Genomic DNA, 25,096 nt, shown 5'->3' with positions numbered 1-25,096 from the left:
CACGCATGGCGTGTCACTACGCGTCATCGGCGCTTCATTGACGCATCGTGGCGTCAGACACCGTGTCATGCACGTTCAAGGCCTGCATCAGCTGCGCGTTGGCGATTTCGGCAATCGCGCGACCGCGATGCTCGAACAGCCACTCGTTCTGCTTCTGGAACTCCGGCACGTCACCCAGCTGCCGGTATGCCTCGCGCAGCGCCACGTGCGCCTGCACCGGCTCGGTCCCGTCCATCAATGGCTGCAGCAGCGCCACGGCCTGGGACGGGTTGCCCTGCCCCACCTTCTGCATGGCCAGCAACACGGAGCGCCACTTGCCGATCATCGGATTCTTCTGCTTCTGCAGCAGCGGGTCGTACTCGGCCAGCAGCGCGTTGGCCAGGGCATGGTCGCCCTGGCGCTGCGCCAGATAGGCCAGCGACAACAGGCGCAGCGCGCGGTCGGGCAGGCTGGGGTGCCCGCTCGCCGCCAGCAGGGGGCGTAACTGCACGGCAATGGCCGCCAGCGCTCCGGAGTCGGCCTGCTGGCATGCCGTGGCCACCACCGCCCGCATCAACGCCGCATGGACGCGAAAGTCGGCCGACTCGGTCGGCATGGGCTCGGCGGACAATGCGTCCACCATGCCGGTGCAGTCGTCCTGGTCGGCGGCCAGCAGCACCCGCACGCGGACATTCATCAGCGCCTGCAGCTCGTCGCGCGGTCGGGCCAGCTGGTCCAGCACGTCCTGCGCCTCCTTGTAACGGCGCATGGCGATCAGCACGTCGGCGCGCGGGTCGCTCACCGGGCGCCCGGTGAGCTGTTCGGACAGCTTGAAACTGCGCAGCGCCTCGTCGTACCGGTTGGTACCCAGCTGGATCCAACCCAGGTGCGCGATTGGATAGGCGCGCATGGGATCCTGTGGCACGGCAGCCGCGCGGGCGTAGGGTTCGGCATCGTCGAAGCGGTTGTCGGTGAGCAGATACCACGAGGTGTTGGACAACCCGGCGTAGGAGTCGGGGTACACGTCGGCCAGGACGCGCCAGTCATCCAGCGGCCACGCGTCGGCGCTGAGTTCGTTGCTCCAGGCCTTGAGATACAGGCGCTCGCGGTGCGGCAGCCGCTGGTTCACCGCCAGGGCGCGGGCCAGGTGCGGCTGCGCCTCCTCCCGCCGTTCCAGCCGTACCAGCAGCTTGGCCAGCCCGATGTGGGCCATGGCGAAGTCCGGATCGGCATCGATCGCCGCTTCGTATAACTTGGCCGACTCGGTGAAGCGTCGCCGCCCCAGCGCGCTTTCAGCCAGGGCAAAGGATTTCAGCGCTTCCATGCTGGCGGTGGACGCCTGCGGCAGCGGCACCGACTGCTGAACCGATGCCACCGATTCGCCCAGCCCCGCGCGCAGCTGACCCACTACGTCGTCCACCGCCGCCATGACGTCGGCGGCGGCATCGGCCTTGGCGCGATAGCTGCGCACCACCGCCCGGCTGGCCGGGTCGAGCAGGTCGACGCTGACCAGGTAGCTGCCGCCTGACTGGCGGATTCCCGGTGCCAGGACCATGCGCGCTCCCTCGCGCGCCGCCACGTCAGCGGCCAACTCGCGATCCAGGCCGCGCGCGGCGGGCACCCGCAGCAGGTCGCGGGATTCGCTGACTTTGCTGCTGGACAACACGTTGACGTAGCGCGACTGCTCCAGGCTCATCAGCAGGGCGCGTTGCAGGGAATCGTCGAACAGCACCTGGCCGCTGGCGTTGTCCACGTCGGCCAGGACCACCCAGTCGCGCTCGGCGAAGGCGATGGCCGGCTCCGGTCGCAGCAGCACCCAGGTGCCGATCCCCAGCAGGGCGATCAGCGCAGCCTGGGCGGCCAGCGCCGCCGGTCGGCGCCATACCGGCAGCACGCGGCGCGCCTTGGCATTGCCACGCGGCATGCGCATCGGGGTGATGCACAGCTCGCCGGCCTCGAACACCTCCTGCGCCGCCGGCACCGACTTGAAGCGCCAGCGGCCGTGCGACTTCCAGAGCAGCCGCTCCCCGCGCTCGCCCAGCAGGCTGCTGGCGCGCCGGGTCAGGGTTTCGGCCACGGCCGACATCAGGATCTGCCCGGGCCAGGCCAGCATCATCAGGCGCGCGGCCATCGGCTTGGCCAGGCCCTCCACCTCGACCGGCTTGGCACCGGCAGCGACGGCCTCGGCGCTGTTTTCCCAGATCAACACTTCGCCGACGTGCAGGCCGGTACGCGCGCTGAGTTCGATCCCCCGCTGCTTGCCGATCTGCAGCAGTTCACGCTGGTAATCCAATGCAAACCCGAGCGCGTCGATCGGCCGCTCGAACAGCATGAACACGCCGTCGGAACGGTCGATCTGCTGCCCGTGCCACTGCTGCTGCAGCGCCAGTACCAGCCGGTCGTGCTGCTGGAACAGTTCGGCGGCCATGCTGTCGCCCAGCCGTTCGACCAGCCCGAGCGAGTCGCACAGGTCGGTGAACAACAGGGCCTTCAGCAACGGGGGCTGGGTCGAGGGTGCGGCATCACCGTTCATGTCAGGGCCAAACTACTTTGTTTGGATCGAACTCTGCCGTGTCCAGCGTATCACTTCGCCAGCCCACGCCCATGATGGCGACGGGACTGCAGGTGACGCCGTCGAGGGCGAACACCGCTTCGGTGTCGACCTCGTTGATGGCCGCGGTCACGAAAGCCGCCAGGCCGGCTTCGGTGGCCGCCATGTACAGCGCCTGCGAGATGTGGCCCACGTCCAGCAGCAGGGCGCGGTAGGCCTTGGCGTGGTTGCGGTACTTCCAGTTGCTGCGGGCGAACCGCGGCACCAGGACCAGATGGGCGGCTGCGTTGGCAAACCAGTCCTGGCCGGACAGCATGGCCTCGGCCACCTGCTGCAACGGCCGGTCGCAGTGGCGGGGCAGCGCCACCAGCGCATGCTGCACCGGGTGGTAGTGGTACAGGCCGGGCTCCAGGCCTTCCACGCGCTGCACCAGCAGATAGGTCTCGGTGGGATGCAGCCCGCCGCCGGACGGCACATGTTTCTTGAGGAACGCGGTGTCGGCTTCCATCTGCACCACGGCCTGGGCCTTCACCGTACGCTGCAGGAGCTGGGCCAACTGCGCCTGGTCGATGCCGCGTGCGGTATCGAAATTGCGGCAGGTGGCGCGGCGTTCCAGCAGCTCGTCGTAGCCGGTGGCCGCCACGCCGGGCAGGGGCTGGTACGTGCCCGGATGCGCCTGCACCGCCGGCGGCGGCGCGCCCAGCTGCCGGCGCAGGTCCTTGGCAGTGACCATGGCGCTGTCACGCATCTGCGCGGCACTGTTCACCCCACTCCAGCGGGCATGACGATGCAGCAGTGCCGCCAGCGGCCACCAGTGGCCGTCACGCATGCCTTCGTCGCGGTGTCGATGCGCGGCGTGGTCGTCACCGTCCGATAGCAGCAGTCCCGCCTCCAGCAAAGCGTCCAGGTCTGCCTGGGGGGCCGCCACGTCGCTCGATTCGGTCCACTGACGGGAACTCAACGCACCGAGCAGCTCGCGTTGCGCCCCGCTCACCAGCACGGCCTGTTCCAGGTGCGCGGCAAGGGCCACCCAGGTGGTCCGGGTGGTGACCTCTGCACGTCCGGCCAGGATGGCCTGCAGGCCAAAGCTCACCTCTTCCCGGGGTTCGAACATGACAGTGGTGCAACGGCGCAGTTTCATTTCGGAATGACCTTGGAGGGGGCGGGGACATTCTAGGGCGCACGCCCGGCGATGCGGTGACCGTGTCCGGTAATCGACCCAGCCTGCGTTCTGCGTGGGATCGCAGATTCCCCGGGTCGCTCGCGGCTACATTAGCGCTCGCCCTGGCCGATATACCTGACTCCACTTAAAGGATCGAACGCAATGAGCAGCGACAAGCCGGAAACGAACAAGATCTCTCCCGAAATCGCGGCAAAGCTGGTGGGCAGGCTGATCGACGACGCCGCGTTCCGCGAGCTGTTCCAGAAGGACGCGGCCAGGGCACTGGCCGAGCTGGGCGTCAACGTGGATGCCCAGCCGCTCTGCTGCGATATCCAGCAGCTGGCCAGCGTGGAAGAGCTGCGTGCGGTGCAGGCACAGCTGGAGCACTACCTGAGCACCTCAACGCAGGCGATGTTGTTGCCGCACTGCTTCGAGGCAGGCAAGGCCGCCGACTCGCTGGAATGAGTGCGCCGCCAGCCTGCGCCCGGTTTACTGGGGACGCAGGCTGGCGTCGGCCAGCGTGTCGCGCACGCTCAGTGGCTGCATCAGCTGCATGGGCGCCAGTTCGGCAAACGCCTGGCCACGATGGTCGAACAGCCATTCGTTCTGCTTCTGGAACTCTTCGGCATTACCCAGCCGACGTTGCGCCTCGCGCAGCACCACCCGTGCCTGGACTGGCTCGGTTCCGTCCAGGATCGGCCGCAACAAGGCATCGGCCTGGGCAGGCTGGTTCCTGCCGAGCAGCTGCATGGCCAGCACCACCGCACGCCACTTGCCGATCAAGGGGCTCTTCTGGGTCTCAAGCAGCGCTCCGTACTCGCGCAGCAACGCGTCGGCGCGCGCGGCGTCGCCCTGGCGCTGCGCCAGGTAGGCCAGCGACAGCATGCGCAGCAACCGATCCGACAGATTCGGGTTGGCGGTGTCCTTCAGCAACGGCAGCAGCTGGGCGGAGACCGCCGCCAAGGCAGCGCGATTCGGCCGCTCGCAGACGGTGTCCACCACCGCGTGCATCAGCAACACATGCGTGCGGAAGTCGACCGATCCGGTCGGCGCCTTCTCGCTGGCCAGTGCAGCGGTCATGCCGGTGCAGTCGTCCTGGTCAGCGGCAAGCAGCACGCGCGCACGCTGGTACATGATGGCCTGCAGTTCATCACGGGCCTTGGGAAGCTGTGCCAACAGCGCTTTTGCCTCGTCGTAGCGGCGCTGGGCGATCAGTACGTCCACCCGCGTATCGCTGGCGCTGCGTCCGATCACCTGCTCGGACAACTGGAAGCTGCGCAATGCCTCGTCGTAGCGGTTGGTACCCAACTGGATCCAGCCCAGGTAGCCAAGGGTGCCGGCACGCAGCGGCGCCTGCGCTACCGAAGCGGCGCGCGCATAGCGCTCGGCCTCGGTGAAACGGTTGTCCAGCAACAGGTACCCGGCGGTGTTGGCCTGCCCGGCAAAGAAATCGGGATACACCTCCGCCAGTGCCCGCCAGTCTTCCAGCGGCCAGCCATCCGGACGCAGCTCGCTGCTCCACGCTTTCAGGTACAGGCGCTCGCGGTGCGGCAAGCGATCATTGAGCGCCAGCGCCCGCTGCAGGTGCGGCAGGGCTTCGGCGCGCTGGTCCACGCGCACCAGCAGCTTGGCCAACCCCATGTGGGCCATGGCGAAGTCCGGGTCCGCATCGAGCGCCGCCTCGTAGAGTTTCGCAGCCTCGGTGAAGCGATACCGGCCCATTGCGTTTTCGGCCAGTGCGAACGACTTCAATGCCTGCAGGTTGTTGGTGGTGGCCTGCGGCAGCGGCACCGACTGCTGCACCGAGGCCACGGTTTCGCCCAGGCCGGCGCGCAGGCGACCGACCACGTCGTCCACGGCGGCGACCACATCCCCCGGGGATTGCGCGTCGGCCTGGTAGGTCCGCACTACCGCCCGGGTCACCGGATCCATCAGGTCCACGGCCACCACATACTGGCCCATGGAGCGACGGATGCTGGGGGCCAGCACCATCCGCGCGCCCTCGCGTGACGCCACGTCGCCGGCCAGGACCCTGTCCAGCGCGTGCTCGGCCGGCACCCGCAGCAGCTCGCGCGATTCCTTCACTTTGCTGGAAGAGAGCACGTTGACGTAGCGCGACTGCTCCAGTCCTAGCAGCAGCGCCCGTTGCAGGCTGTCGTCGAACAGTTTGTCGCCACTGGCGTTGTCGACGTCGGCCAGCACCACCCAGTCGCGCTCGGCGAAGGCAATCGCCGGCTCAGGGCGGAGCAGCATCCAGCCACCAATGCCGAGCACGGCCAGCAGCGCCAGTTCGGCCGCCAGCGCGACCGGCCGGCGCCACAGCGGCAGCTTGCGCTGCGCCTTGGGGTGTGCTTTGGGCATGCGCAGCGGTGCGAAGCCGGGCTCACCGACTTCAAACACCTCCTGCGGGGTGGGAATGCCCTTGAACAGCCACGGGCCGTGCGCGCGCCACTGCAGCTGCGCGGCGCGCTCGCCCAGTTCGCTGCTGGCACGCCGGGTGAGCGACTCGGCGACGGCGGAGAGCAGGATCTGGCCGGGTCGGGCCAGCCCCATCAGGCGCGCCGCCATTGGCTTGGCCAGGCCCTCCACTTCCACCGGCTTGGCCCCTGCCTGGATCGCCTCCGCGCTGTTGTCCCAGATCAGCACCTCACCTACGTGCAGGCCGGCGCGGGCGCGCAGGGGAACGTTGCGGCGCTTGCCGAGCTCGTGCAGTTCACGCTGGTAATCAAGCGCGAAGCCGAGCCCATCGATGGCGCGATCGAACAACAGGAACAGGCCGTCGGAGCGGTCGATCTGCTGGCCATTCCATTGCTGCTGCAGCGCGAGCACCAGCCGGTCGTGCTGCTGGAACAGCTCGGCAGCCGCGCTGTCGCCGATGCGCTCGACCAGCACCAGCGAATCGCACAGATCAGTGAACAGCAGGGCCCGCAGCAGCGGCAGCTGGTTCGACGGTCCGTTGTCGCCGTTCATTGCAGGCGCCGGTCAGGGAGTGACGGTCGCAGAGCGCGACCAGTGCAACCGGTTGCCGCCCAGGCGCTTGGCCTGGTACAGCGCATTGTCAGCGCGTGCGTACCAGTCGCTCCAGTCGCTCTGGGCTTCCAGCAGGCTCACGCCGATGCTGACCGGGCAGACATGGGGTTGGCCGCCGGGCCGCCCCATCAGCCCGTGCACGGCACTGAGGATGAACTCTGCCGCGTGCTGCAGGCTGTCCGGGCTGGCCTCGCGCAGCAGCAGGCAGAATTCATCCCCGCCCAGGCGGCAGGCCCGATCCTGCTCGGTGGCCACCGATCGCAGGATGTTGGCCACGCTCTGCAGGACGCGGTCGCCGGCCTGGTGGCCGTACTCGTCGTTGACCTGCTTGAAGTGGTCGCAGTCGATCAGCAGCAGGCCCTGCGGGGCACCGTCTTCGTGGCTGCGGCATTCCTGCAGGTACAGGGCCAGACCGCGGCGGTTGTGCAGGCCGGTGAGTTCGTCGGTGCGCACCAGCTCGCGGGTGTGGGTGAGCTGGTGGGTGGTGACGTAGAGGTTGTCCAGCGCGGTTTCGAGGTCATGGTTGCGCCGGCGCAGCTGGCGGATCAGCACCTGTTCGTTGCTCACCACGCGCATGATCGTGCGGCGCAGGAAGTAGGCCACCAAGCCGGGGTCGCGGTCGACCAGCCGCTGGAAGTCGGCATGGTCCAGCTCCAGTACCAGCGAATCGGTGGTGGCGCGCGCGTCGGCGCTGCGCGGGTGGTCGCCGATGAGCAGGCCCAGTTCGCCGAAGAACTCATGCGGGCCGAGCGTCTTGACCACCAGGTCTTCGCCGAAATCCAGCTCGATGCCGCCACTGACGATGACGTACATGGTGTTGCCGGACTGATTGCGCAGGAACAGGTGTTCGCCGGCGCGCAGCGGGCGGTGCTGGCCGAATTCGGCGAACAGGGCGAATTCGCCGGCACTCAGGACGGCATGCACGATCTCAGCCATCGCGGTCCGCGCGATGCCTGACGCTCGTTCGCACACATTCGTCGCAAGATTCCCGGTCATGCCATACACCCGCTTCCAAGCGTCCCCCGGTGAGCAAATGAGGATACCACCCATTAAAAGTGTGCGCCTCATCACATTTCCATGCCCCGGCGCCCGGACTTCACCCGGCGCTCCGGCCATTCCTCCCAACGCGGCAACCGGCTGGGACCGGCCATTCCCTGCCGCATGGTGCGCACGTACGGACCGTAGCATCTGGCGGAGCCATATAAAAGAAGGGCCGCCCCTACAGGGGCGGCCAGTGCCGGCCGACGGCCGGCGCTACCGGGAGGGGGCAGGTCAGGCCGCCCGGAATTGTTCTTCTTCGGTCGAGCCGGCCAGGGCCGTGGTGGAGGACTGACCCTGCTGGATGGCCTGGGTGACCGCGTCGAAGTAGCCGGTACCGACCTCGCGCTGGTGCTTGACCGCGGTGAAGCCGCGGTCGGCGGCGGCGAATTCGGCTTCCTGCAGCTCCACGAAGGCGCTCATCTGGCGGCGGGCGTAGCCGTGGGCCAGGTTGAACATGGAGTAGTTCAGGGCGTGGAAGCCGGCCAGGGTGATGAACTGGAACTTGTACCCGTAGCGGGCGATTTCCTTCTGGAACGTCGCAATGGTGGCGTCGTCCAGGTTCTTCTTCCAGTTGAAGCTGGGCGAGCAGTTGTAGGCCAGCAGCTTGCCCGGGTACTTCGCGTGGATGGCTTCGGCGAACCTGCGCGCGAACTCCAGGTCCGGCTTGCCGGTCTCGCACCAGATCAGGTCGGCGTAGGGCGCATAGGCCAGGCCGCGGCTGATGGCCTGGTCCAGGCCGTTGCGGGTCTTGTAGAAGCCTTCCACGGTGCGCTCGCCGGTGGCGAAGGGCTGGTCGTTGGCGTCGATGTCGCTGGTCAGCAGGTCGGCGGCTTCGGCGTCGGTGCGGGCCACCAGCAGGGTGGGCACGCCCAGCACGTCGGCGGCCAGGCGCGCGGCGTTCAATTTCTCGATGGCCTCGCGGGTGGGCACCAGCACCTTGCCGCCCATGTGCCCGCACTTCTTCACCGAGGCCAGCTGGTCTTCGAAGTGCACGCCGGCCGCGCCGGCTTCGATCATCGCCTTCATCAGCTCGAAGGCGTTGAGCACGCCGCCGAAGCCGGCTTCGGCATCGGCCACGATGGGCTGCAGGAAGTCGATGTCGTCCTTGCCTTCGGCGTGGTGCAGCTGGTCGGCGCGCAGCAGGGTGTTGTTGATGCGCTTGACCACCGCCGGCACCGAATCGGCCGGGTACAGCGACTGGTCGGGGTACATCTGGCCGGCCAGGTTGGCATCGGCGGCGACCTGCCAACCAGACAGGTAGATGGCGTTGAGGCCGGCCTTGACCTGCTGCATGGCCTGGTTGCCGGTCAGCGCGCCGAGCGCGTTGACGAAGTCCTTTTCATGCAGGTACTTCCACAGCTTCTCCGCGCCCAGCCGGGCCAGCGAATGCTCCACGTGCACGGTGCCGCGCAGGCGCACCACGTCGGCGGCGCTGTAGTTGCGCTGGATGCCGGCCCAGCGCGGGTCGGTGTTCCATTCGTGCTGGATCTGTTCGGCGGTCGGCAGCTTGCTCATGGCGTTCTCCAGGATGGTCGGCAGGGGGGATCAATCGATGCGGGCGTAGGCCGGCAGGGTGAGGAAATCGGTCAGGTCGTCGCGGCGGCTCAGCTCGCCGAGCAGGGCGATGGCCTCGTCGATGCGCGCGCCGCCCGGCAAGGCGCTGCGGTCGCCCAGGCGCGCCGGCAGTGCCGCCAGGGTGGCGTCCAGCAGGGCCAGGTCGATGGCGGTGCCGTCGTCCAGGTGCTGGCCGGGCACGTGCAGCCACTGCCACAGCTGGCTGCGGCTGATCTCGGCGGTGGCCGCGTCTTCCATCAGGTGATGGATCGGCACGCAGCCGTTGCCGTCCAGCCAGGCGGCCAGGTAACGCACGCACACTTCAACGTTGCCCTCGAAGCCACTGCGGGTGATGGTGCCGCTGGGCGCGGCGATCAGCTCGTCGCGGCCCACGCGCACGTCGCGGCGCAGCACCGCGTGCTGGTTCGGGCCGGGCATGTGCGCGTCGAAGATCGCCTGCGCCACCGGGATCAGCGCCGGGTGCGCCACCCAGGTGCCGTCGTGCCCGGCGGTGACTTCGCGCAGCTTGTCGGCACGCACCCGCGCCATGGCCTGTTCGTTGGCGGCGGCATCATGGTTGATCGGGATCTGCGCGGCCATGCCGCCCATGGCATGCGCGCCACGGCGGTGGCAGGTCTGGATCAGCAGTTCCGAATAGGCCTTCAGGAACGGCTGGGTCATGGTCACCTGGCCGCGTTCGGGCAGCACCTTGTCGGCGTGCGCGCGGAAGGTCTTGATGTAGGAAAAGATGTAGTCCCAGCGGCCGCAGTTGAGCCCGACGATGCGATCCCGCAGCGCGTGCAGGATCTCGTCCATTTCGAACACCGCCGGCAGCGTTTCGATCAGCACGGTGACCTTGATCTGGCCATGCGGCAGGCCGAGCATGCCTTCGATGTGCGACAGCGCGGTCTCCCACAGTGCGGCCTCTTCCATCGACTGCAGCTTGGGCAGGTAGAAGTACGGGCCGCGCTGGCGGCACATCAGCGTGCGGGCGTTGTGGAAGGCGAACACCGCCGCATCGAACAGGCCACCGGCCAGCGGCTGGCCGTCGATGCGCACGTGCTTTTCGTCCAGGTGCCAGCCACGCGGCCGCACGATCAGCACCGCCTGCTCGTCCAGCGGGCGCAGCGCGTACTGCTTGCCCGGCTTGCCGTCCACCGACGGACCGGCATGGGTGAGGTCGCCGCGCACCGCGCCGATCAGCGCCTGCTGCCCGGCCAGCAGGTTCCGCCAGGCCGGGGCGGTGGAATCCTCGAAGTCGGCCATGAACACCTTGGCGCCGGAGTTGAGCGCGTTGATGACCATCTTCGGGTCGGTGGGGCCGGTGATCTCGACGCGGCGGTCCTGCAGGGCGTCGGGGATCGGGGCCACGCGCCAGTCCTCGCTGCGGATGGCGGCGGTGTCGGTGCGGAAGTCCGGCAGGCCGCCGCCGTCGAAGAACGCCTGGCGTTGGCGGCGGGCCTGCAGGCGGCGCTGGCGCTCGGGTTCCACCGCGCGGTGCAGCGACACCAGCAGCGCCAGTACCCCCGCCGGCAGCAGGGCCGACTGGCCGGCAAGCTGGGTGGTCAGGGCGATGCCCGGGGTGGCCGGGGCATCGGCCGGGGTGGGCTGGGCGGTGGCGAAGGCGGCGACAGCGGACATGTCCAACTCCTGCGTTGCGGGTGATGCCACCGTGCGCCGGAGTGTGGTATTTGACAAAACAGTTATCGCAATGCTTTACATAAGCTTCGCTTATACTCGTTACGCCATGCCCACACCCAAGCCGCCAAGTCCCCGTTTTTCCTACAAGTCTGACCGCCTCAAACCGCTGCGGGCGTTCTGCCAGACGGTGCGATTGGGCTCAGTCTCACGTGCGGCTGAGGCGCTGTTCGTCAGCCAGCCGGCGATCAGCCAGCAGTTGCAGGCGCTGGAACGCGAGTTGGGGGTGGGCCTGTTCGAGCGCAGTGGGCGGCGCTTGGTGCCCAGCCGCGAGGGCCAGCTGCTGTTTGAAATGGCGCAGCCGCTGGTGGAAAGCCTGGACGGGCTGGAGGCCAGCTTCCGCGACAAGGTGAAAGGGCTGGATGCAGGCGAGCTCAACATCGCCGCCAACAGCTCCACCATCCTGTACCTGCTTCCGCGCATCGTGGAGCGCTTCCGCCAGCGCCACCCGGACGTGCGCCTGACCCTGCACAACGCGATCAGCGCCGACGGCACCGACCTGCTGCGCAGTGATGCCGCCGACCTGGCGGTGGGCTCGATGACCGAGGTGCCGGCCGACCTGAGCTACGCGCCGGCGTACCGCTTCGAGCAGGTGCTGATCGCCCCGCCCGACCACCCGCTGGCCACCGCGCCGGCGCTGACCCTGCAGGCGATCTCGGCCTACCCGCTGGTGCTGCCGCCCAAGCGCCAGATCACCTACCGGCTGGTGGACCAGGTGTTCCAGCGCCAGCGCGTGCCCTACACGGTGGCGCTGGAGGTGGGCGGCTGGGAGGTGATCAAGCAGTACGTGGCGATGGGCATGGGCATCTCCATCGTGCCGGCGCTGTGCCTGAACGATGCCGACCGCGACCGGCTGGTGACCCGCTCGATGAGTGCGTGGTTCCCCGAACGCAGTTACGGGGTGATCGTGCGCCGCGGGCGTTACCTGTCGCCGCAGGCACGCGCCTTCATCGAGCTGATCCAGCCGGACCTGTTCAGTCCGCGCAGCTATGATGAAAGCGGTCATTCCGAACGCTGACGCGCTGCCATGTCGATCGAACTGCGCCACCTGCGCTATTTCCTGGCGGTGGCCGACACCCTGCACTTCGGCCGCGCCGCCGAGCGGCTGGGCATGTCGCAGCCGCCGCTCAGCCAGCAGATCCGCCAGCTGGAAACGCTGCTGGGCGCGCGCCTGTTCCTGCGCAGCAACCGCCGCGTGGAACTGACCGAGGCCGGGCGCGTGCTGCAGGCACAGGCCACCGAGGCCTTGGCGCGGGTGGACCAGGCCATCGAGCTGACCCAGCGCGCGCAGCGCGGTGAAACCGGCGAGCTGCGCATCGGGCTGACCCGCGCCACGCCGTTGTCCACGCAGATTCCGCGCGCGATCTTCGCCTACCGCCAGCAGTTCCCGCAGGTGCAGTTGAAGCTGCGTGAAATGAACACGCTGCAGCAGATCGATGCGCTGGTGGCCAATGAACTGGATGTCGGGCTGATCCGCAAACGCGCGCTGCCCACGCCGTTGATGTCACGCAAGCTGTTCAGCGATCCGCTGGCGCTGGTGGTGCATGACCAGCATCCGCTCATCCGCGCACTGCCGCCCGGTGCGCCGGTGGCGCTGCGCCAGTTCGCGCACGAGCCGTTCGTGGGGTTCCTGCGCGAGGTGGGCGCGGGCATCCATGATCATTTCATCGCGCTGTGCCGCAGCGCTGGATTCACCCCGCGCATCATCCAGGAAGCGGGCGAGGCGTCGACGCTGATCAGCCTGGCCGCGTCCGGGCTGGGGGTGACGGTGCTGCCGGCTTCATGCAGCCACATCCACGTGGAAGGTGCGCGCTTCGTGCCGCTGAGCGATCGCGCGGCCAGTTCGGAAGTGCATGTGGCCTACCGGCGCGGCAGTCCCTCGCCCCTGATCACCCATTTCACCCGGCTGCTGCAGGGCGGCTTCAGCGACTGAGCGCCAGCGCGGCGGGTGCGGGCTGCGCGCGGCGACCCAGCCGCCAGGCGATGGTGGCGCCGATCGCGGTCAGCACCGCGGTGAAGGCGCACACGCCCCACCAGTCCCAGCGGATGTAGAACACGCCCCCGGCGACGCCGGCCAGGCTGGACCCCAGGTAGTAGGCGAACAGGTACAGCGCCGAGGCTTCGGCGCGCATGACGCCGGCGCGGCTGCCAACCCAGCTGCTGGCCACCGAGTGCCCGCCGAAAAAGCCGAACGTCACCAGCGCGATGCCCACGGCCATGCAGCCCAGCCAGGGCAAGGCGAGCATGACGATGCCCAGGGCGATGAGCGCGTAGCAGATGCCGAGCACGCGGCCCCGGCCGTGGCGGGTGGCCTGCTGGCCCATCCAGGCCGAGCTGAAGGTGCCCACCAGGTACACGCTGAAGATCAGCCCGACCACGGTCTGGCTGAGCCGGTACGGCGGCGCCAGCAGGTGGTAGCCCAGGTAGTTGTAAAGGGTGACGAACACGCCCATCAGCACGAAGGCGGTGGCGAACAGCGAGGGCAGACCGGGGTCGGCGAACAGCTGGCGCCAGCGCGCGGGCAGTTCGCGCAGGCCGCCGCGACGGCTCTGGAAGTGGCGCGAGGGCGGCAGCTGCACCCACAGCAGCACGGTGCTGAGCACGGCGATGAGCGAGACCACGCCGATGCCCCAGCGCCAGCCCCAGTGGTCGGCCACGATGCCGGCGATCAGGCGGCCGCTCATGCCGCCAACGGCATTGCCGCCGATGTACAGGCCCATCGCCAGGCCGAGGGCGCGGGGGTCCATTTCTTCGACGAGATAGGTCATCGCCACGGCCGGCACGCCGCTGAGCGCGATGCCGAGCAGGGTGCGCAGCACCAGCAGCGTGGTCCAGTCGTCGACCATCGCGCTGGCCGCCGAGAGCACGGTGGAGGCGAGCAGTGCGGCGATCATCATGCCGCGGCGCCCGACCCGGTCGGAGATCAACCCGGCCACCAGCATGGTCACGGCGAGCAGGCCGGTGCTGAGGGAGAGCGCGAGCGCGCTGTTGGCGGCGGACACACCGAAGTGGCGGCTGAACTCGGGCAGCAGCGGCTGCACGGTATAGAGCAGGCCGAAGGTGGAGAACCCGGCCAGGAACAGCGCCACGGCGGTGCGGCGGAAAGCCGGCGTGCCCTGTTCGATGTGCTGCGACGGGGCGGCGGGTTGGTCGATGGAGCTGCGCTCGGGCAGCGCTGCGGTGTCGCCGTTCATTGCGTCTGGGCCCGTGGGGGCGGGCCGGTGCGTAAGGATGAGCGCTCAGGATAGGCAGCGGGTGCAGGTCGATCCATAACCTGACGGGTCTGGATTGAGAGGTTTTACGTATCAATCAAGGATTGCGCGAAATGCGTACCCACCAACGGTGGGTACCTACCGATGGATCGCGCCCGTGCCTAGAGTGCCTGCCAGGTGAATCCCTCGCCGCGCCGGTAGTACACGCGCGCGGCCTTGCCATACAGCGCGCCCGCATCGACCAGCCCGAAAAAGCGTCCGTCAGCGCTGTTGCCGCGGTGGTCGCCGAGCATCAGCACTTTGCCGGTGGGCACGGTCAGGTCCTGGATGTCCGGGCCCCCGCCCTGCCCCAGGTCGAGCTGGGCCAGGGTGCGGCCGAAGTCTTCCACTTCGTCGGTGCCGGCCTGCGCCAGCGGGTGGCCGTTGATGCTCAGGTGCCCGCCGCGCAACGCCACGCGGTCGCCACCGACGGCGGCGATGCGCTTGATCAGGCGGGTGCCGTCCTGCGGCGAATCGAACACCGCCACGTCACCGCGCTGCGGCTGGCCGGTGTGCAGCAGTTCCACGCCGGTGAACGGCAGGCGCAGGCCATAGGCGCGCATGTCCACCACCACGCGGTCGCCAGGCATCAGGGTGTACTGCATGGACCCACTGGGCACCTGGTAGTGATTAGCCAGGCTGTCACGCGCGGCGGCCAGGAGGCCGAGCATGAGGAGAAGGGGCAGCGCTTCCTTCTTCAGCCACGGGAGCAGGCCTTTGGATCCGGTTTCGGCGGTGGGCATGAGGCCATCCTTGCGGGCGTGAGTCGGGTCTGACAGCTGATGTGCACCGTGAGTTCCCGCCGTGACGACCAACGGTCGTCACCTACCGCAGCGCGAGCGGCGCAACCGCAACGTGGGGCCGGTAAGGTGGTAGGGCACGACCGTTGGTCGTGCCGCCCCTGGAGCATCCCGAAAGCTACGCAATGTTTACGCCCGGTGGCCCGCCATGGCATGGCGGCTTTATCCCCTCCGCGCGCATCGTGTCGACACCGCGCCCCCGGGCGCTTTGTCGAGGTGTTCCATGACCATCCTGTTGCTCCGGCAGCCGTCGCCGGACCCGCTGCCGGTGCCGGCCGAGCTGGCCGGCCACACCGTGCACTGCCAGGACTGCGCCACGCTGCCGGCGCTGCTGCACTGCCTGCAGCAGGCCCGGCACACGGCACCGGCGTGGGTGCTGATTGAAACCACCCCTGCCGCGCCGGCACAGTGGGCCGCGCACGGCCGCGACCTGTGCGCGGCATTGGACGCGTTGCCGTCGCCGTACATCGAAATGGCCGCCAACGACGACGACAGCCTGGACGCACACCTGCATCCGCTGCATGGCCCGGTGGCGCAGGTGGTGTGCAGCAGCGGCCGCGAGGACGCATGCCGGTTGTCGCTGGCGATTGCCGCGCGCCGGCTGCAGGCCGTTGCAGGGAGTGCCTGAGCCATGTCGATCTTCATCATTCGTGGCCCGGAAGCGGCCGGGCAGTTGATCCGCACCGCGCAGCCGCTGCCGGCGCCGGTGCTCAAGGCGCTGGTGCACCGGGCGATCGATGCGGGCACGACGGTGGCGATCCGTGCCTGTGGTTCCGAGCAGGAGCTGCTGGATGCGTTGCGCGTGGCCGATCACAGCCGCGGCGAGGTGACGTTGCTGGACCCGGGTGCGTGCGTGGGCAGCACGCGCCTGCAGCGGTTGTTGCCGCATCTGCACAACGTATACGTGGAAGTGCATGACGATGACAGTGCGGCGCCGGAAGCGTGCCTGCCGGAGCATGTGGGTCAGCGCATCGGGGTGGCGCACGGGTACTGCGCGCAGAGTTACATGCACGCCCTGGAGATCGCGTTGGATCACCTGGGATGCAGCGAGGTCGGGTGCCGCGTGGGAACGTAAGCGGTAGAGCCGACTGTTAGTCGGCTGCCGTTCGCGCGGCGATCGGACGTCCGTGGACCTCGCGTTGCCGACTGACAGTCGGCACTACCGGTTGGGCGACCGGCACCGGCACCGGCACCGGCTATGCGAACGGCGGGGTCTCCCCCGCCGTTCGTTGTTACATCGGCCGCATTATTTCAGGCCGCGGTTCACCAGCAGCGGTTCGACCGACGGGTCCTTGCCGCGGAATTCGCGGTACAGGTCCGCCAGTTCCACGCTGTTGCCGCGCGAGAGGATCTTGTCGCGGAACACCTGGCCGTTTTCCGGCTTCAGGCCGCCGTGCTCCTTGAACCACTCGAACGAATCGTGGTCGAGCACTTCGGCCCAGAAGTAGGCGTAGTAACCGGCCGAGTAACCGCCACCCCAGATGTGGTCGAAATAGGTGGTGCGATAGCGCGGCGGCACCTGCGGCAGGTCGACTTTGAACTTCTTCAGCGCGGCCGCTTCAAACGGCGCCACGTCCTGCAGCTTGGCGTCGGCCGGCTGGGTGTGCCAGGCCAGGTCGAGCAGCGCGGCCGACAGGTACTCGGTGGTGGCGTAGCCCTGGTTGAAGGTACGCGCCTTGAGGATCTTGTCGACCAGTGCCTGCGGCATCGGCTCGCCGGTCTTGTAGTTCTTGGCGTAGTTGGCGAACACCTTCGGGTCCAGCGCCCAGTGCTCGTTGAACTGCGACGGGAACTCGACGAAATCGCGCGAGGTGCTGGTGCCGGCGATCGACGGGTACTTCACGTTCGAGAACATGCCGTGCAGCGCATGGCCGAACTCATGGAACATGGTGGTGACGTCGTCGAAGCTCAGCAGCGCCGGCTGACCGGCGGCGGGCTTGGTGAAATTGCAGACGTTGTAGACCACCGGCTTGGCGCCGGTCAGGCCGTTCTGCTCGACGAACACGTCCATCCAGGCGCCACCGGACTTGCTGTCGCGCTTGAAGTAGTCGGTGTAGAACAGCGCCAGCGAGGTGCCGTCCTTGTCGAACACTTCATACACCTTCATGTCCGGGTGGTAGGTCGGAATGTCGGTACGCGGCTTGAAGGTGATGCCGTACAGCTGGGTGGCGGCGTAGAAGACGCCGTTCTGCAGCACGTTGTCCAGTTCGAAGTACGGCTTGATCTGCGACTCGTCCAGGTCGTACTGCGCCTTGCGCACCTGTTCGGCATAGAAATCCCAGTCCGAGGCGGCCAGCTGGAAGCCACCCTTCTGCGCGTCGATCACCTTCTGCATTTCGGTGATCTCGCCGCGTGCCTTGCTGGTAGCGGCCGGCACCGTGTCGGTGAGCAGCTTCATCGCGGCCGCCGGGGTCTTGGCCATCTGGTCGGCCAGGCTGTAGGCGGCGTAGTTCTCGAAGCCCAGCAGCTTGGCCTTCTGCGCACGCAGCTGGGCCAGGCGCTGCACGGTTTCGCGGGTGTCGTTGCCATCGCCGCGCTCGGCGCGGGTTTCCGACGCCTTCAGCACCGCCGCGCGCTGGTCGCGGTCGCTCAGCGAGGCGAGCACCGGCTGCTGGGTGGTGTTCTGCAGCGGCAGCAGGAATTTGCCGTCCAGGTTGCGCGCCTTGGCGTCGGCGGCGGCGGTGTTGATCTCTTCTTCGCTCAGCCCGGCCAGTCTGGCCTTGTCATCCACCACCACGGCGGCGGCGGCGGTGGCGGCCACCAGGCGGGTATGGAACTTGGTGGCCAGCGTGGTTTCTTCCACGTTGAGCTTGCGCAGGCTGGCCTTGTCGGCGTCGGACAGCTGCGCGCCGGCGCGCACGAATTCCTGGTAATCGCGTTCGACCAGGCGCGTCTGCACCGGGTCCAGGCCGAGCGAAGCGCGCTGGTCGTAGATCGTCTTGATGCGCGCGAACAGCTTCGGGTCCAGGCTGATTTCATCCTGGTGTTCGGCCAGCTTCGGTGCCACTTCTTCCTGGATCTTCTGGCGCGCTTCGTTGGTGTCGGCCTGGACCAGGCCGAAGAACACGCGCGAGACGCGGTCGAGCGTTTCGCCGCTGCGCTCGAGCGCTTCGATGGTGTTGTCGAAGGTGGCCGGTTCGGCGTTGTCAGCGATCTTGCGCACTTCGGCCAGGTGCTGCTTCATGCCTTCATTGAAGGCCGGCAGGTAGTCACTGTCCTTGATGCGGTCGAACGGCGGGGCCTGGAACGGCAGCGTGCTTGCGCTCAGCAGGGGATTGGTGGAGGCATCGGCCGGCTGCTGCGCGGCGGGGGTCTGGGTGTCGGACACGGGGGTGGACTCCTTGCCGGAACAGGCCGCCAGCGCCAGGCTGATGGCGGCGGCCAAGATAACGGTACGCGACATGAAACGGGCTCCTGGAATGAGGTGAAGCGGCACTCGACCGCAGCCGATCACCCTACTCCCATTGCCCTCGTCCGGCATGTGCCGGTCGTGGCGCCTGGCCTTGCCTCAGACGGTGCCGCGGTTCTTGCCCTGCCAGGGCTGGTAGTACGCGCGGATGGCGGCCATGTCGGCCACGTCGTCGCCGCTGGAGTAGAACAGCGGGCCAATGCCGATGGTCTTTTCCGGGTAATGGAAGTAGCACGCCAGCACCGGCACGTCGGCCATGCGGGCGATCTTCAGGAAGCCGGCCTTCCAGTGGGTCACGGCCTTGCGGGTACCTTCCGGGGTGATCGCATACCAGAGCCGGTCGGAATTGCGCAGCAGGCTGACCGCCTGTTCCACCGTACCCTGCGGCGAGCTGCGGTCCAGCGGAATCACGCCCAGGGTGCGCAGCAGCGGCGACAGCGGCCACCAGAACAGCGAGGCCTTGCCCAGCACCTTCACCTGCATGCCCAGCGCGATCTTGGCCGCCATGCCCCAGAACCCGTCCCAGTTGGACGAGTGCGGCGCGACGATGAACACCAGCTTGGGCACGTCCGGGAAGGTACCGGTGACCTTCCAACCGCCCAGGCGCAGCGTGCAGCGCGCCAGCCAGCGCAGGAAGCGGTTCGGTTTGACCTGCGGCATGCTGGGCGGCACGGCCGGCAGCAACGGACTTCGGTTGTTCAAGCAATCACTCCCAATTGCGTGTGGTGCGGCCGCGCTTGATCTGCGCGCGGCCCTTCTTTTCATCCAGCCGGCGCAGCTTCGCGCCATAGGTGGGCTTGGTCGCCACGCGCGCCTTGGGCACGCGGAGGCTGGCCTGGATGAAGGCGGCCAGGCGTTCGCGCGCGTCCTCGCGGTTACGGTCCTGGGTACGGAAACGCTGCGCGTCGATGACCAGCACGCCTTCGCCGGTCATGCGCCGGTCGCGCCGCGCCAGCAGGCGGGCGCGCAGCGGTTCGGGCAACGAGGGCGAACCGGCCACGTCGAAACGCAGCTCCACGGCGGTGGACACCTTGTTCACGTTCTGCCCGCCGGCGCCACTGGCGCGCACGAACCGCTCGACAATCTCCGTGTCCGGAATTGCCAGGTGGTCGCTGATGGTGACAGGCCCGTTTCCCATGGGCCGCATTGTAAAGGCAGGACCGCCGCCAGAGGTGACCGCAATGTTCACCAATGACGTCGAAATGGCGGGGAAAAGCACGGTATGGGCTGGAACCGCCGGGCCGGGGGCCGGCGCGCCGGAAGCGGGGTGCGGGCCACGGCGGTTTGACGGCCGCGCAGGTATGCTCGGGTTTCCATGAAACCGCAGGAAGCACCACCATGATGTCGACCCGTTCGCCGGCCCGCCGCAGCCTCACCCGTCTGGCCCTCACCCTTGCGCTGGGCCTGGCCGCCATTGCCCCGGCGCTGGCCGCGCCGCCGTCGGACGCGGACATCAACCGCCTGCTGGCTGCGTCGCGGGCGCAGAACATGCTCGACTCGATGGTGCCGCGGATGGAGGAGATGCAGCGCCAGCAGTTCCAGCAGATCGCGCAGCAGCGCAAGCTGGACGACGCGCAGAAGGCGCAGCTGCAGCGGATCGAACAGCGCAGCAGCGAAACCATCCGTCAGGCGCTGTCCTGGCAGCAGCTGCGGCCGATGTACGTGGACCTGTACAAGAAGACCTTCAGCAAGGAAGACGTGCTGGCCATGGCCGAGTTCTACGAGAGCTCGGCCGGGCAAAGCCTGCTGGACAAGACCCCGGCGCTGATGCAGAACGCGATGGTGGCGATCCAGGACCGCATGCAGCCGCTGTTCGTGGACCTGCAGAAGGACCTGGAGGCGATCGTGAACGAAGCGCCGGCGCAGGCGACGAAATAAAGGGGTGAAGGGATGACGGCACAGCCGGCGCTACCCTCGTCTTTCGGCAGCTGACCAGCGGTCGGCGCTACCCGTGGGGATTCCGGTTACGGCCAGCCGAACAGATCCATCGCGTTGCGGAACTCGCCGTCCACCGGGGCGGTGACGTCCATCGGGGTGCCGTCCGGGTGCGGGAAGCGCAGCCGTTCGGCATGCAGCAGCATGCGGTGGATGCCCTGCATGCGGAAGCTGCGGTTGTGGCGGCCATCGCCGTGGCTGGTGTCGCCGATCAGGTGATGCGAGAGATGCTTGAGGTGCCGGCGGATCTGGCGGAAACGCCCGGTCTGCGGCTGGCAGCGCAGCAACGCGTAGCGCGAGGTGGCGAACTCGCCCACCGGGACTGCGATCTCGCCCACGGCCACGCGCTGGAAATGGGTGATGGCGGGCTTCTTCACCGGCTTGCCGGGGCCGCCGTCCAGATCGTGGTCGACGGTGAACGCCTCTTCGGCCGGCCAGCCCCGGCAGATCGCCAAGTAGTCCTTGGTCACGTCGCCGCCCATCAGCGATTTGCCCAGCACGCTGGCGCTCTCGCGGTCGAAGGCGAGCAGCAGGCAGCCGCTGGTGGCGCGGTCCAGGCGGTGGACCAGGAAGATCGGCTTGCCCAGCTGCTCGCGCAGGCGGTCGGCCAGGAAATCGTCTTCGCCGCGCGCCAGCTTGCTGTCATGGACCATCAGCCCGGCCGGCTTGTTGACCACGGCCAGGCGCTCGTCGACATGCAGCAGCTGCAACGGCGGCAGCGCCACCGGCGCCTCGGCTGCGGCGTCGGCCCGCGTGTCGATATCGGTCACCGGCGCCACCACGCGCTGGCCAGCGAGAACAGGCCGGCCGCACCGCTGGCAATGCTCAGCATCGGGGCGTCGCCGACATACCAGCCGCCGGGCTGCATGCCGTACAGCACCGCCGCCACGATCAGCAGGCCGACGCCGGCAATGGCGGCCACGGCGCGCTTCTGCAGCTTCTGCAGGTTGGTGTTGAGTGCCACCAGGTCCTGCGAGCGCATCGACAGCTCATGCCCGCCTTCCACCTGCTGGCGCAGCCAGGCGTGGACCAGGCGCGGCATGTCGGGCGTATGGGTCATGATTTCCGGCAGGCGCTTGCGCAGTTCCTTCAGTACCCGGCGCGGGCTGTAGCGCTCGCGCAGGATGCGTTCCAGCACCGGCCGCGCCACCGCCCAGATATCCAGTTCCGGGTCGAGCTGGCGGCCCACGCCTTCAATGTTGAGCAGGGTCTTCTGCAGCAGGATCAGCTGCGGCTGCAGGGTCAGCTCGTAGCGCTGCGCCACCCGGAACAGCTTGATCAGCACTTCGGCCAGCGAGATCTGCGACAGCGGGCGGGTGAAGTAGGGTTCGCACACCGAGCGCGCGGCCGCTTCGAGTTCATCGATGCGCACGTCGTTCGGCATCCAGCCGGCTTCGACATGGAGCTCGGCCATGCGCCGGTAGTCCTTGTTGAAGATGGCCATGAAGTTTTCGGCCAGGTAGTACTGATCCTCTTCGGACAGCTGGCCCATGATGCCGAAATCCAGCGCGATGAAGCGCGGGTTGTCGCGCCGCAGCGGATCGGTGTCCACCCAGATGTTGCCGGCGTGCGCGTCGGCGTGGAAGAAGTTGTCGCGGAATACCTGGGTGTAGAACACGCGCACGCCCTTGGCGGCCAGCGCCTTGCGGTCGATGCCCGCCTTGTCCAGCGCGGCGATGTCGTCGGAGGGAATGCCCCACACCCGCTCGAGGGTGAGCGCGCGTTCGGCGGTGTGGCTCCAGATCACCTCGGGCACGTAGAGATCGTCCGAGTCCACCCAGTTGCGGCGCAGCACGCTGGCGTTGGCGCCTTCGCGCTGCAGGTCCAGTTCGGCGGCCAGGGTGTTTTCAACTTCGGCCACCACTTCGCGCGGACGGATCTTGTCGGCGCGCGGATGCGCGCGCTCGACCAGGGCCGCCGCCGACTTCAACAGGGCGATGTCGGCATCGATCTGCTTTTCGATATCCGGGCGCAGGACCTTGACCACCACCTGGCGGCCATCGGCCAGGGTGGCGGCGTGGACCTGGGCGATGGAGGCCGAGGCCAGCGGCTGCAGGTCGAAGCTGGCGAAGGCCTCGGCTACCGGGCGACCCAGCGCGGCTTCGACGATGCGCTGCGCGGTGGCGCCGTCGAACGGCTTCACCCGGTCCTGCAGCAGGGTGAGTTCGTTGGCGATGTCGGCCGGGATCAGGTCGCGACGGGTGGAGAGGATCTGTCCGAATTTGACGAAGATCGGGCCCAGGTCCTGCAGCGCCAGTCGCAGCCGGGCGCCGCGCGACTGCACGGCGATGTCGGCGGAGGCGCGCGGCACGAACGGCTTGGCCAGGCGCAGCCAGCCTTCCAGCGGCGTGCCATCCAGCAGGTCGTCCAATCGGTAGCGCAGGATCACCCGCCCGATGCGGCTGGCGCGGAACACCGCCTTCATGCGTGCACCTGGGCCAGGCGCTGCACCCGCGCCGCCATGCGTTCAACGTCGTCGCGCATCACATCCACATCGTCATGGAAGGCATCCAGTTCGGCTCGGGGTACCACGTCGCGCGACTCCTCGGTGACAAAATCGGCGGCGCTGTGCGCCAGGTCGGACGCGCCACGGCGCGCATGCTGCAGGGCCGAGCGCAGTGCATTGGCCACCTGCACGCCCAGTATTTCGCCGAACACCCGCACGAATGGCAGCTGCCAGTCCGGGTCGAAACGGCTGGCAAGCTGCTGCAGGCGGCGTGCCAGTTCGGCATCGCCGGAGACCTTGACCCGCCCCGCCGGGGCATCGCCGCCACGGCGCGCGTTGGCCAGCAGCGGCAGTTGTGCCAGCACCCCGCCCAGTGTGCTGCGCACGGCCAGGTCAGGTTCCTGCTGCGGGTCCACCGGGCCCACGGTGAGGCGTTCGCCCTCCACCCCGATCCGCATCGCCAGCGACGGCGACTCCAGGGTCAGGGCGATATGGCGGCCATCCAGCGCGACCAGCGCGCGGCGGGTTTCGGGGTCCAGCGCCAGCGCACGGTTAAACGCGAGCTGCAGCGCATTGCCGGCCAGCGGCTTGAGGGAGGAGAGCAGGGAACGTGCCATTGCGTCATTGTACCCGGCGCCTTGATGCGTAGAGCCACGCCCTGCGTGGCTGAACCACCGTCGGCCGTTCCAGCCACGCAGGGCGTGGCTCTACGGGGGAAATGCTTTCATGATGGGCATCCTCACACGCATGGCAGGAGCGGCAGCAGCATGGGCAAGATCCGGGTAGGCATCATTTTCGGTGGCCGTTCGGCCGAACACGAGGTCTCGCTGCAGTCGGCGAAAAACATCCTGGATGCGCTGGACAAGGACCGCTTCGAGGTCATCCTGATCGGCATCGACAAGCAGGGCCAGTGGCACGTGAGCGACCCGGAACGTTTCCTGCTGAACGCCGCCGACCCCGCGCGCATCGCCCTTGACCGCTCCGGCCACGGGGTGGCGGTGCTGCCGGGCGCCGACCGCCGCCAGCTGGTACCGGCCACTCCGGCAGCGGCGCTGGACCAGATCGACGTGGTCTTCCCGATCGTCCACGGTACGCTGGGTGAAGACGGTTCGCTGCAGGGGCTGCTGCGCATGGCCAACCTGCCTTTCGTCGGCTCCGGTGTGCTGGGCTCGGCGGTGGCAATGGACAAGGATGTGGCCAAGCGCCTGCTTCGCGATGCCGGGCTGGCGGTAGCCCCGTTCGCGTCCTTCACCCGGGCCACGGCAGCCGCCGCCGACTACGCGGCGCTGGTGGCGACGCTGGGAACACCTCTGTTCGTGAAACCGGCCAACCAGGGCTCGTCGGTAGGGGTGAGCAAAGTGCGTACCGCGCAGGAATTCCGGGACGCGCTGGCACTGGCGCTGGAGTACGACCACAAGGCGTTGGTGGAGTCGGCCGTCGACGGTCGCGAGATCGAATGCGCCGTGCTGGGCAATGCCACGCCGGAAGCGAGCGTCTGCGGGGAAGTGGTGGTGCACGACGAATTCTATTCGTACGACACCAAGTACATCAGCGAGAACGGCGCGGACGTGGTGGTGCCGGCCGACATCAGCGCAGACGCGCAGCAGCGCATCCGCGATATCGCGGTGCGGGCCTACCAGGCGCTGGACTGCGCAGGCCTCGCTCGCGTTGATGTGTTCCTCACCCGCAGCGGCGAGGTGGTGATCAACGAGATCAACACGTTGCCCGGCTTCACCCGGATCAGCATGTATCCCAAGCTGTGGGCCGCCAGTGGGCTGGACTACACCGCGCTGATCACGCGATTGCTGGAGCTGGCGCTGGAGCGGCATGCCAGCGAACGCTCGCTGCGCAGCTCGATTACTTCGGACTGACCGGTAGAGCCGCGCCCTGCGTGGCTGAACCACCGTCGGCCGTTCCAGCCACGCAGGGCGTGGCTCTACGGTGTGGACACCATCGGTCCCATATGCAGCGAGGGCCTGGCGCTCTTTCGAACGCCAGGCCCTCGGCGGTCTGCGCTGGATCCTGTCTGCCCGGAGAGAGGGGGCGGACAGGATCCTGCGCTACTACCCTCGCTTGCGGAACATCGAGATGATCGCAAGGATCAGGAACACCACGAACAGAATCCAGGCAACGTTGCTGGCGGCGCCGGCAATGCCGGAGAAGCCAAGCACCGCCGCGATGATGGCGATTACAAAAAAGATTACGGCGTAGTGCAGCATGTCGATCCTCGCGTCGTGCGT

Annotated in this window: 22 protein-coding genes; 7 read left to right on the top strand and 15 right to left on the bottom strand. The window is 68.1% G+C overall.

Annotated features, from left to right (window positions below):
* Positions 1-34: 34 nt before the first annotated feature.
* A complete protein-coding gene (locus ACIGII_RS13180) occupies positions 35-2,512 on the bottom strand; it encodes a putative peptide modification system cyclase (protein ID WP_399638735.1) in 2,478 nt (825 codons plus the stop codon).
* Between the two features lies 1 nt (position 2,513).
* Complete coding sequence (locus tag ACIGII_RS13175; protein WP_399638733.1) at positions 2,514-3,671, bottom strand: putative peptide maturation dehydrogenase; 1,158 nt, start codon at positions 3,669-3,671, stop codon at positions 2,514-2,516.
* A 183-nt stretch (positions 3,672-3,854) separates the two neighbouring features.
* On the opposite strand from ACIGII_RS13175, the gene ACIGII_RS13170 reads away from it, so the two are divergent.
* A complete protein-coding gene (locus ACIGII_RS13170) occupies positions 3,855-4,157 on the top strand; it encodes an NHLP-related RiPP peptide (protein ID WP_399638731.1) in 303 nt (100 codons plus the stop codon).
* 24 nt (positions 4,158-4,181) lie between these two features.
* Here the strand turns inward: ACIGII_RS13170 and ACIGII_RS13165 are convergent, their stop codons facing one another.
* The 4 genes from ACIGII_RS13165 to aceB form a co-directional block, all read right to left on the bottom strand.
* Positions 4,182-6,662 carry a putative peptide modification system cyclase gene (locus ACIGII_RS13165; protein WP_399638729.1) on the bottom strand — a complete coding sequence of 827 codons (2,481 nt, stop codon included), beginning with the start codon at positions 6,660-6,662 and terminating at the stop codon, positions 4,182-4,184.
* Positions 6,663-6,674: 12 nt separating this feature from the next.
* Complete coding sequence (locus ACIGII_RS13160) at positions 6,675-7,718, bottom strand: diguanylate cyclase domain-containing protein (RefSeq protein ID WP_399638728.1); 1,044 nt, start codon at positions 7,716-7,718, stop codon at positions 6,675-6,677.
* A gap of 276 nt (positions 7,719-7,994) precedes the next feature.
* Complete coding sequence (aceA, locus tag ACIGII_RS13155; protein ID WP_399638726.1) at positions 7,995-9,278, bottom strand: isocitrate lyase; 1,284 nt, start codon at positions 9,276-9,278, stop codon at positions 7,995-7,997.
* Positions 9,279-9,308: 30 nt separating this feature from the next.
* Positions 9,309-10,958 carry a malate synthase A gene (aceB, locus tag ACIGII_RS13150; RefSeq protein WP_399638724.1) on the bottom strand — a complete coding sequence of 550 codons (1,650 nt, stop codon included), beginning with the start codon at positions 10,956-10,958 and terminating at the stop codon, positions 9,309-9,311.
* Positions 10,959-11,064: 106 nt separating this feature from the next.
* On the opposite strand from aceB, the gene ACIGII_RS13145 reads away from it, so the two are divergent.
* Together ACIGII_RS13145 and ACIGII_RS13140 are read left to right on the top strand one after the other, a co-directional pair.
* A complete protein-coding gene (locus ACIGII_RS13145) occupies positions 11,065-12,033 on the top strand; it encodes a LysR family transcriptional regulator (RefSeq protein ID WP_399638722.1) in 969 nt (322 codons plus the stop codon).
* A 9-nt stretch (positions 12,034-12,042) separates the two neighbouring features.
* Positions 12,043-12,948, top strand: coding sequence for a LysR substrate-binding domain-containing protein (locus ACIGII_RS13140; protein WP_399638720.1), 906 nt, complete (start codon positions 12,043-12,045; stop codon positions 12,946-12,948).
* Here the strand turns inward: ACIGII_RS13140 and ACIGII_RS13135 are convergent.
* Positions 12,938-14,209: an MFS transporter gene (locus tag ACIGII_RS13135; RefSeq protein ID WP_399638719.1), complete on the bottom strand. Its 1,272-nt coding sequence runs from the start codon at positions 14,207-14,209 to the stop codon at positions 12,938-12,940. The genes ACIGII_RS13140 and ACIGII_RS13135 overlap by 11 nt on opposite strands.
* A 179-nt stretch (positions 14,210-14,388) precedes the next feature.
* A complete protein-coding gene (gene lepB, locus ACIGII_RS13130) occupies positions 14,389-15,009 on the bottom strand; it encodes a signal peptidase I (protein ID WP_399638717.1) in 621 nt (206 codons plus the stop codon).
* A 280-nt stretch (positions 15,010-15,289) separates the two neighbouring features.
* Here lepB and ACIGII_RS13125 point away from each other — a divergent pair, with 280 nt between their 5' ends.
* On the top strand, positions 15,290-15,694 hold the full coding sequence (locus tag ACIGII_RS13125) for a hypothetical protein (protein ID WP_399638715.1): 405 nt from the start codon (positions 15,290-15,292) through the stop codon (positions 15,692-15,694).
* Between the two features lie 3 nt (positions 15,695-15,697).
* A complete protein-coding gene (locus ACIGII_RS13120) occupies positions 15,698-16,141 on the top strand; it encodes a 3-dehydroquinate dehydratase (RefSeq protein WP_399638714.1) in 444 nt (147 codons plus the stop codon).
* 171 nt (positions 16,142-16,312) lie between these two features.
* Here the strand turns inward: ACIGII_RS13120 and dcp are convergent, their stop codons facing one another.
* The 3 genes from dcp to arfB all read right to left on the bottom strand — a co-directional run bounded on the left by dcp (position 16,313) and on the right by arfB (position 19,613).
* On the bottom strand, positions 16,313-18,469 hold the full coding sequence (gene dcp, locus ACIGII_RS13115) for a peptidyl-dipeptidase Dcp (protein WP_399657543.1): 2,157 nt from the start codon (positions 18,467-18,469) through the stop codon (positions 16,313-16,315).
* A 105-nt stretch (positions 18,470-18,574) separates the two neighbouring features.
* On the bottom strand, positions 18,575-19,135 hold the full coding sequence (locus ACIGII_RS13110; RefSeq protein WP_399638753.1) for a lysophospholipid acyltransferase family protein: 561 nt from the start codon (positions 19,133-19,135) through the stop codon (positions 18,575-18,577).
* 46 nt (positions 19,136-19,181) lie between these two features.
* Complete coding sequence (arfB, locus tag ACIGII_RS13105) at positions 19,182-19,613, bottom strand: alternative ribosome rescue aminoacyl-tRNA hydrolase ArfB (protein ID WP_399638711.1); 432 nt, start codon at positions 19,611-19,613, stop codon at positions 19,182-19,184.
* A 203-nt stretch (positions 19,614-19,816) separates the two neighbouring features.
* Here arfB and ACIGII_RS13100 point away from each other — a divergent pair, with 203 nt between their 5' ends.
* Positions 19,817-20,353, top strand: coding sequence for a DUF2059 domain-containing protein (locus tag ACIGII_RS13100; RefSeq protein ID WP_399638752.1), 537 nt, complete (start codon positions 19,817-19,819; stop codon positions 20,351-20,353).
* An 86-nt stretch (positions 20,354-20,439) separates the two neighbouring features.
* On the opposite strand, the gene ACIGII_RS13095 is transcribed toward ACIGII_RS13100, so the two are convergent.
* From ACIGII_RS13095 to ACIGII_RS13085, 3 genes are read right to left on the bottom strand one after another with little or no spacing between them, the layout of a single operon-like run.
* Positions 20,440-21,171 (bottom strand): pseudouridine synthase, encoded by a 732-nt coding sequence (locus tag ACIGII_RS13095; RefSeq protein WP_399638750.1) that lies wholly within the window; start codon positions 21,169-21,171, stop codon positions 20,440-20,442.
* Between the two features lie 5 nt (positions 21,172-21,176).
* Positions 21,177-22,835, bottom strand: a complete 1,659-nt coding sequence (ubiB, locus tag ACIGII_RS13090) for a ubiquinone biosynthesis regulatory protein kinase UbiB (protein WP_399638709.1) — start codon at positions 22,833-22,835, stop codon at positions 21,177-21,179.
* Positions 22,832-23,473, bottom strand: a complete 642-nt coding sequence (locus ACIGII_RS13085; protein WP_399638708.1) for an SCP2 domain-containing protein — start codon at positions 23,471-23,473, stop codon at positions 22,832-22,834. Before ACIGII_RS13085 ends, ubiB begins: the two co-directional genes overlap by 4 nt.
* Before the next feature lie 150 nt (positions 23,474-23,623).
* Between ACIGII_RS13085 and ddlA the strand changes: the two genes are divergently transcribed.
* On the top strand, positions 23,624-24,727 hold the full coding sequence (gene ddlA / locus ACIGII_RS13080) for a D-alanine--D-alanine ligase (RefSeq protein WP_399638707.1): 1,104 nt from the start codon (positions 23,624-23,626) through the stop codon (positions 24,725-24,727).
* Between the two features lie 192 nt (positions 24,728-24,919).
* Here the strand turns inward: ddlA and ACIGII_RS13075 are convergent, their stop codons facing one another.
* The gene (locus ACIGII_RS13075; protein ID WP_145480833.1) at positions 24,920-25,075 is read right to left on the bottom strand and encodes a DUF1328 domain-containing protein; all 156 of its coding nucleotides are present in this window, start codon (positions 25,073-25,075) and stop codon (positions 24,920-24,922) included.
* Positions 25,076-25,096: the final 21 nt, after the last annotated feature.

It is taken from the genome of Stenotrophomonas sp. NPDC077420 (assembly GCF_044543385.1).
Taxonomy (GTDB): domain Bacteria; phylum Pseudomonadota; class Gammaproteobacteria; order Xanthomonadales; family Xanthomonadaceae; genus Stenotrophomonas.
Note: the sequence above shows the minus strand (reverse complement) of the source record. Positions and strands in the feature narration are given on the sequence as shown.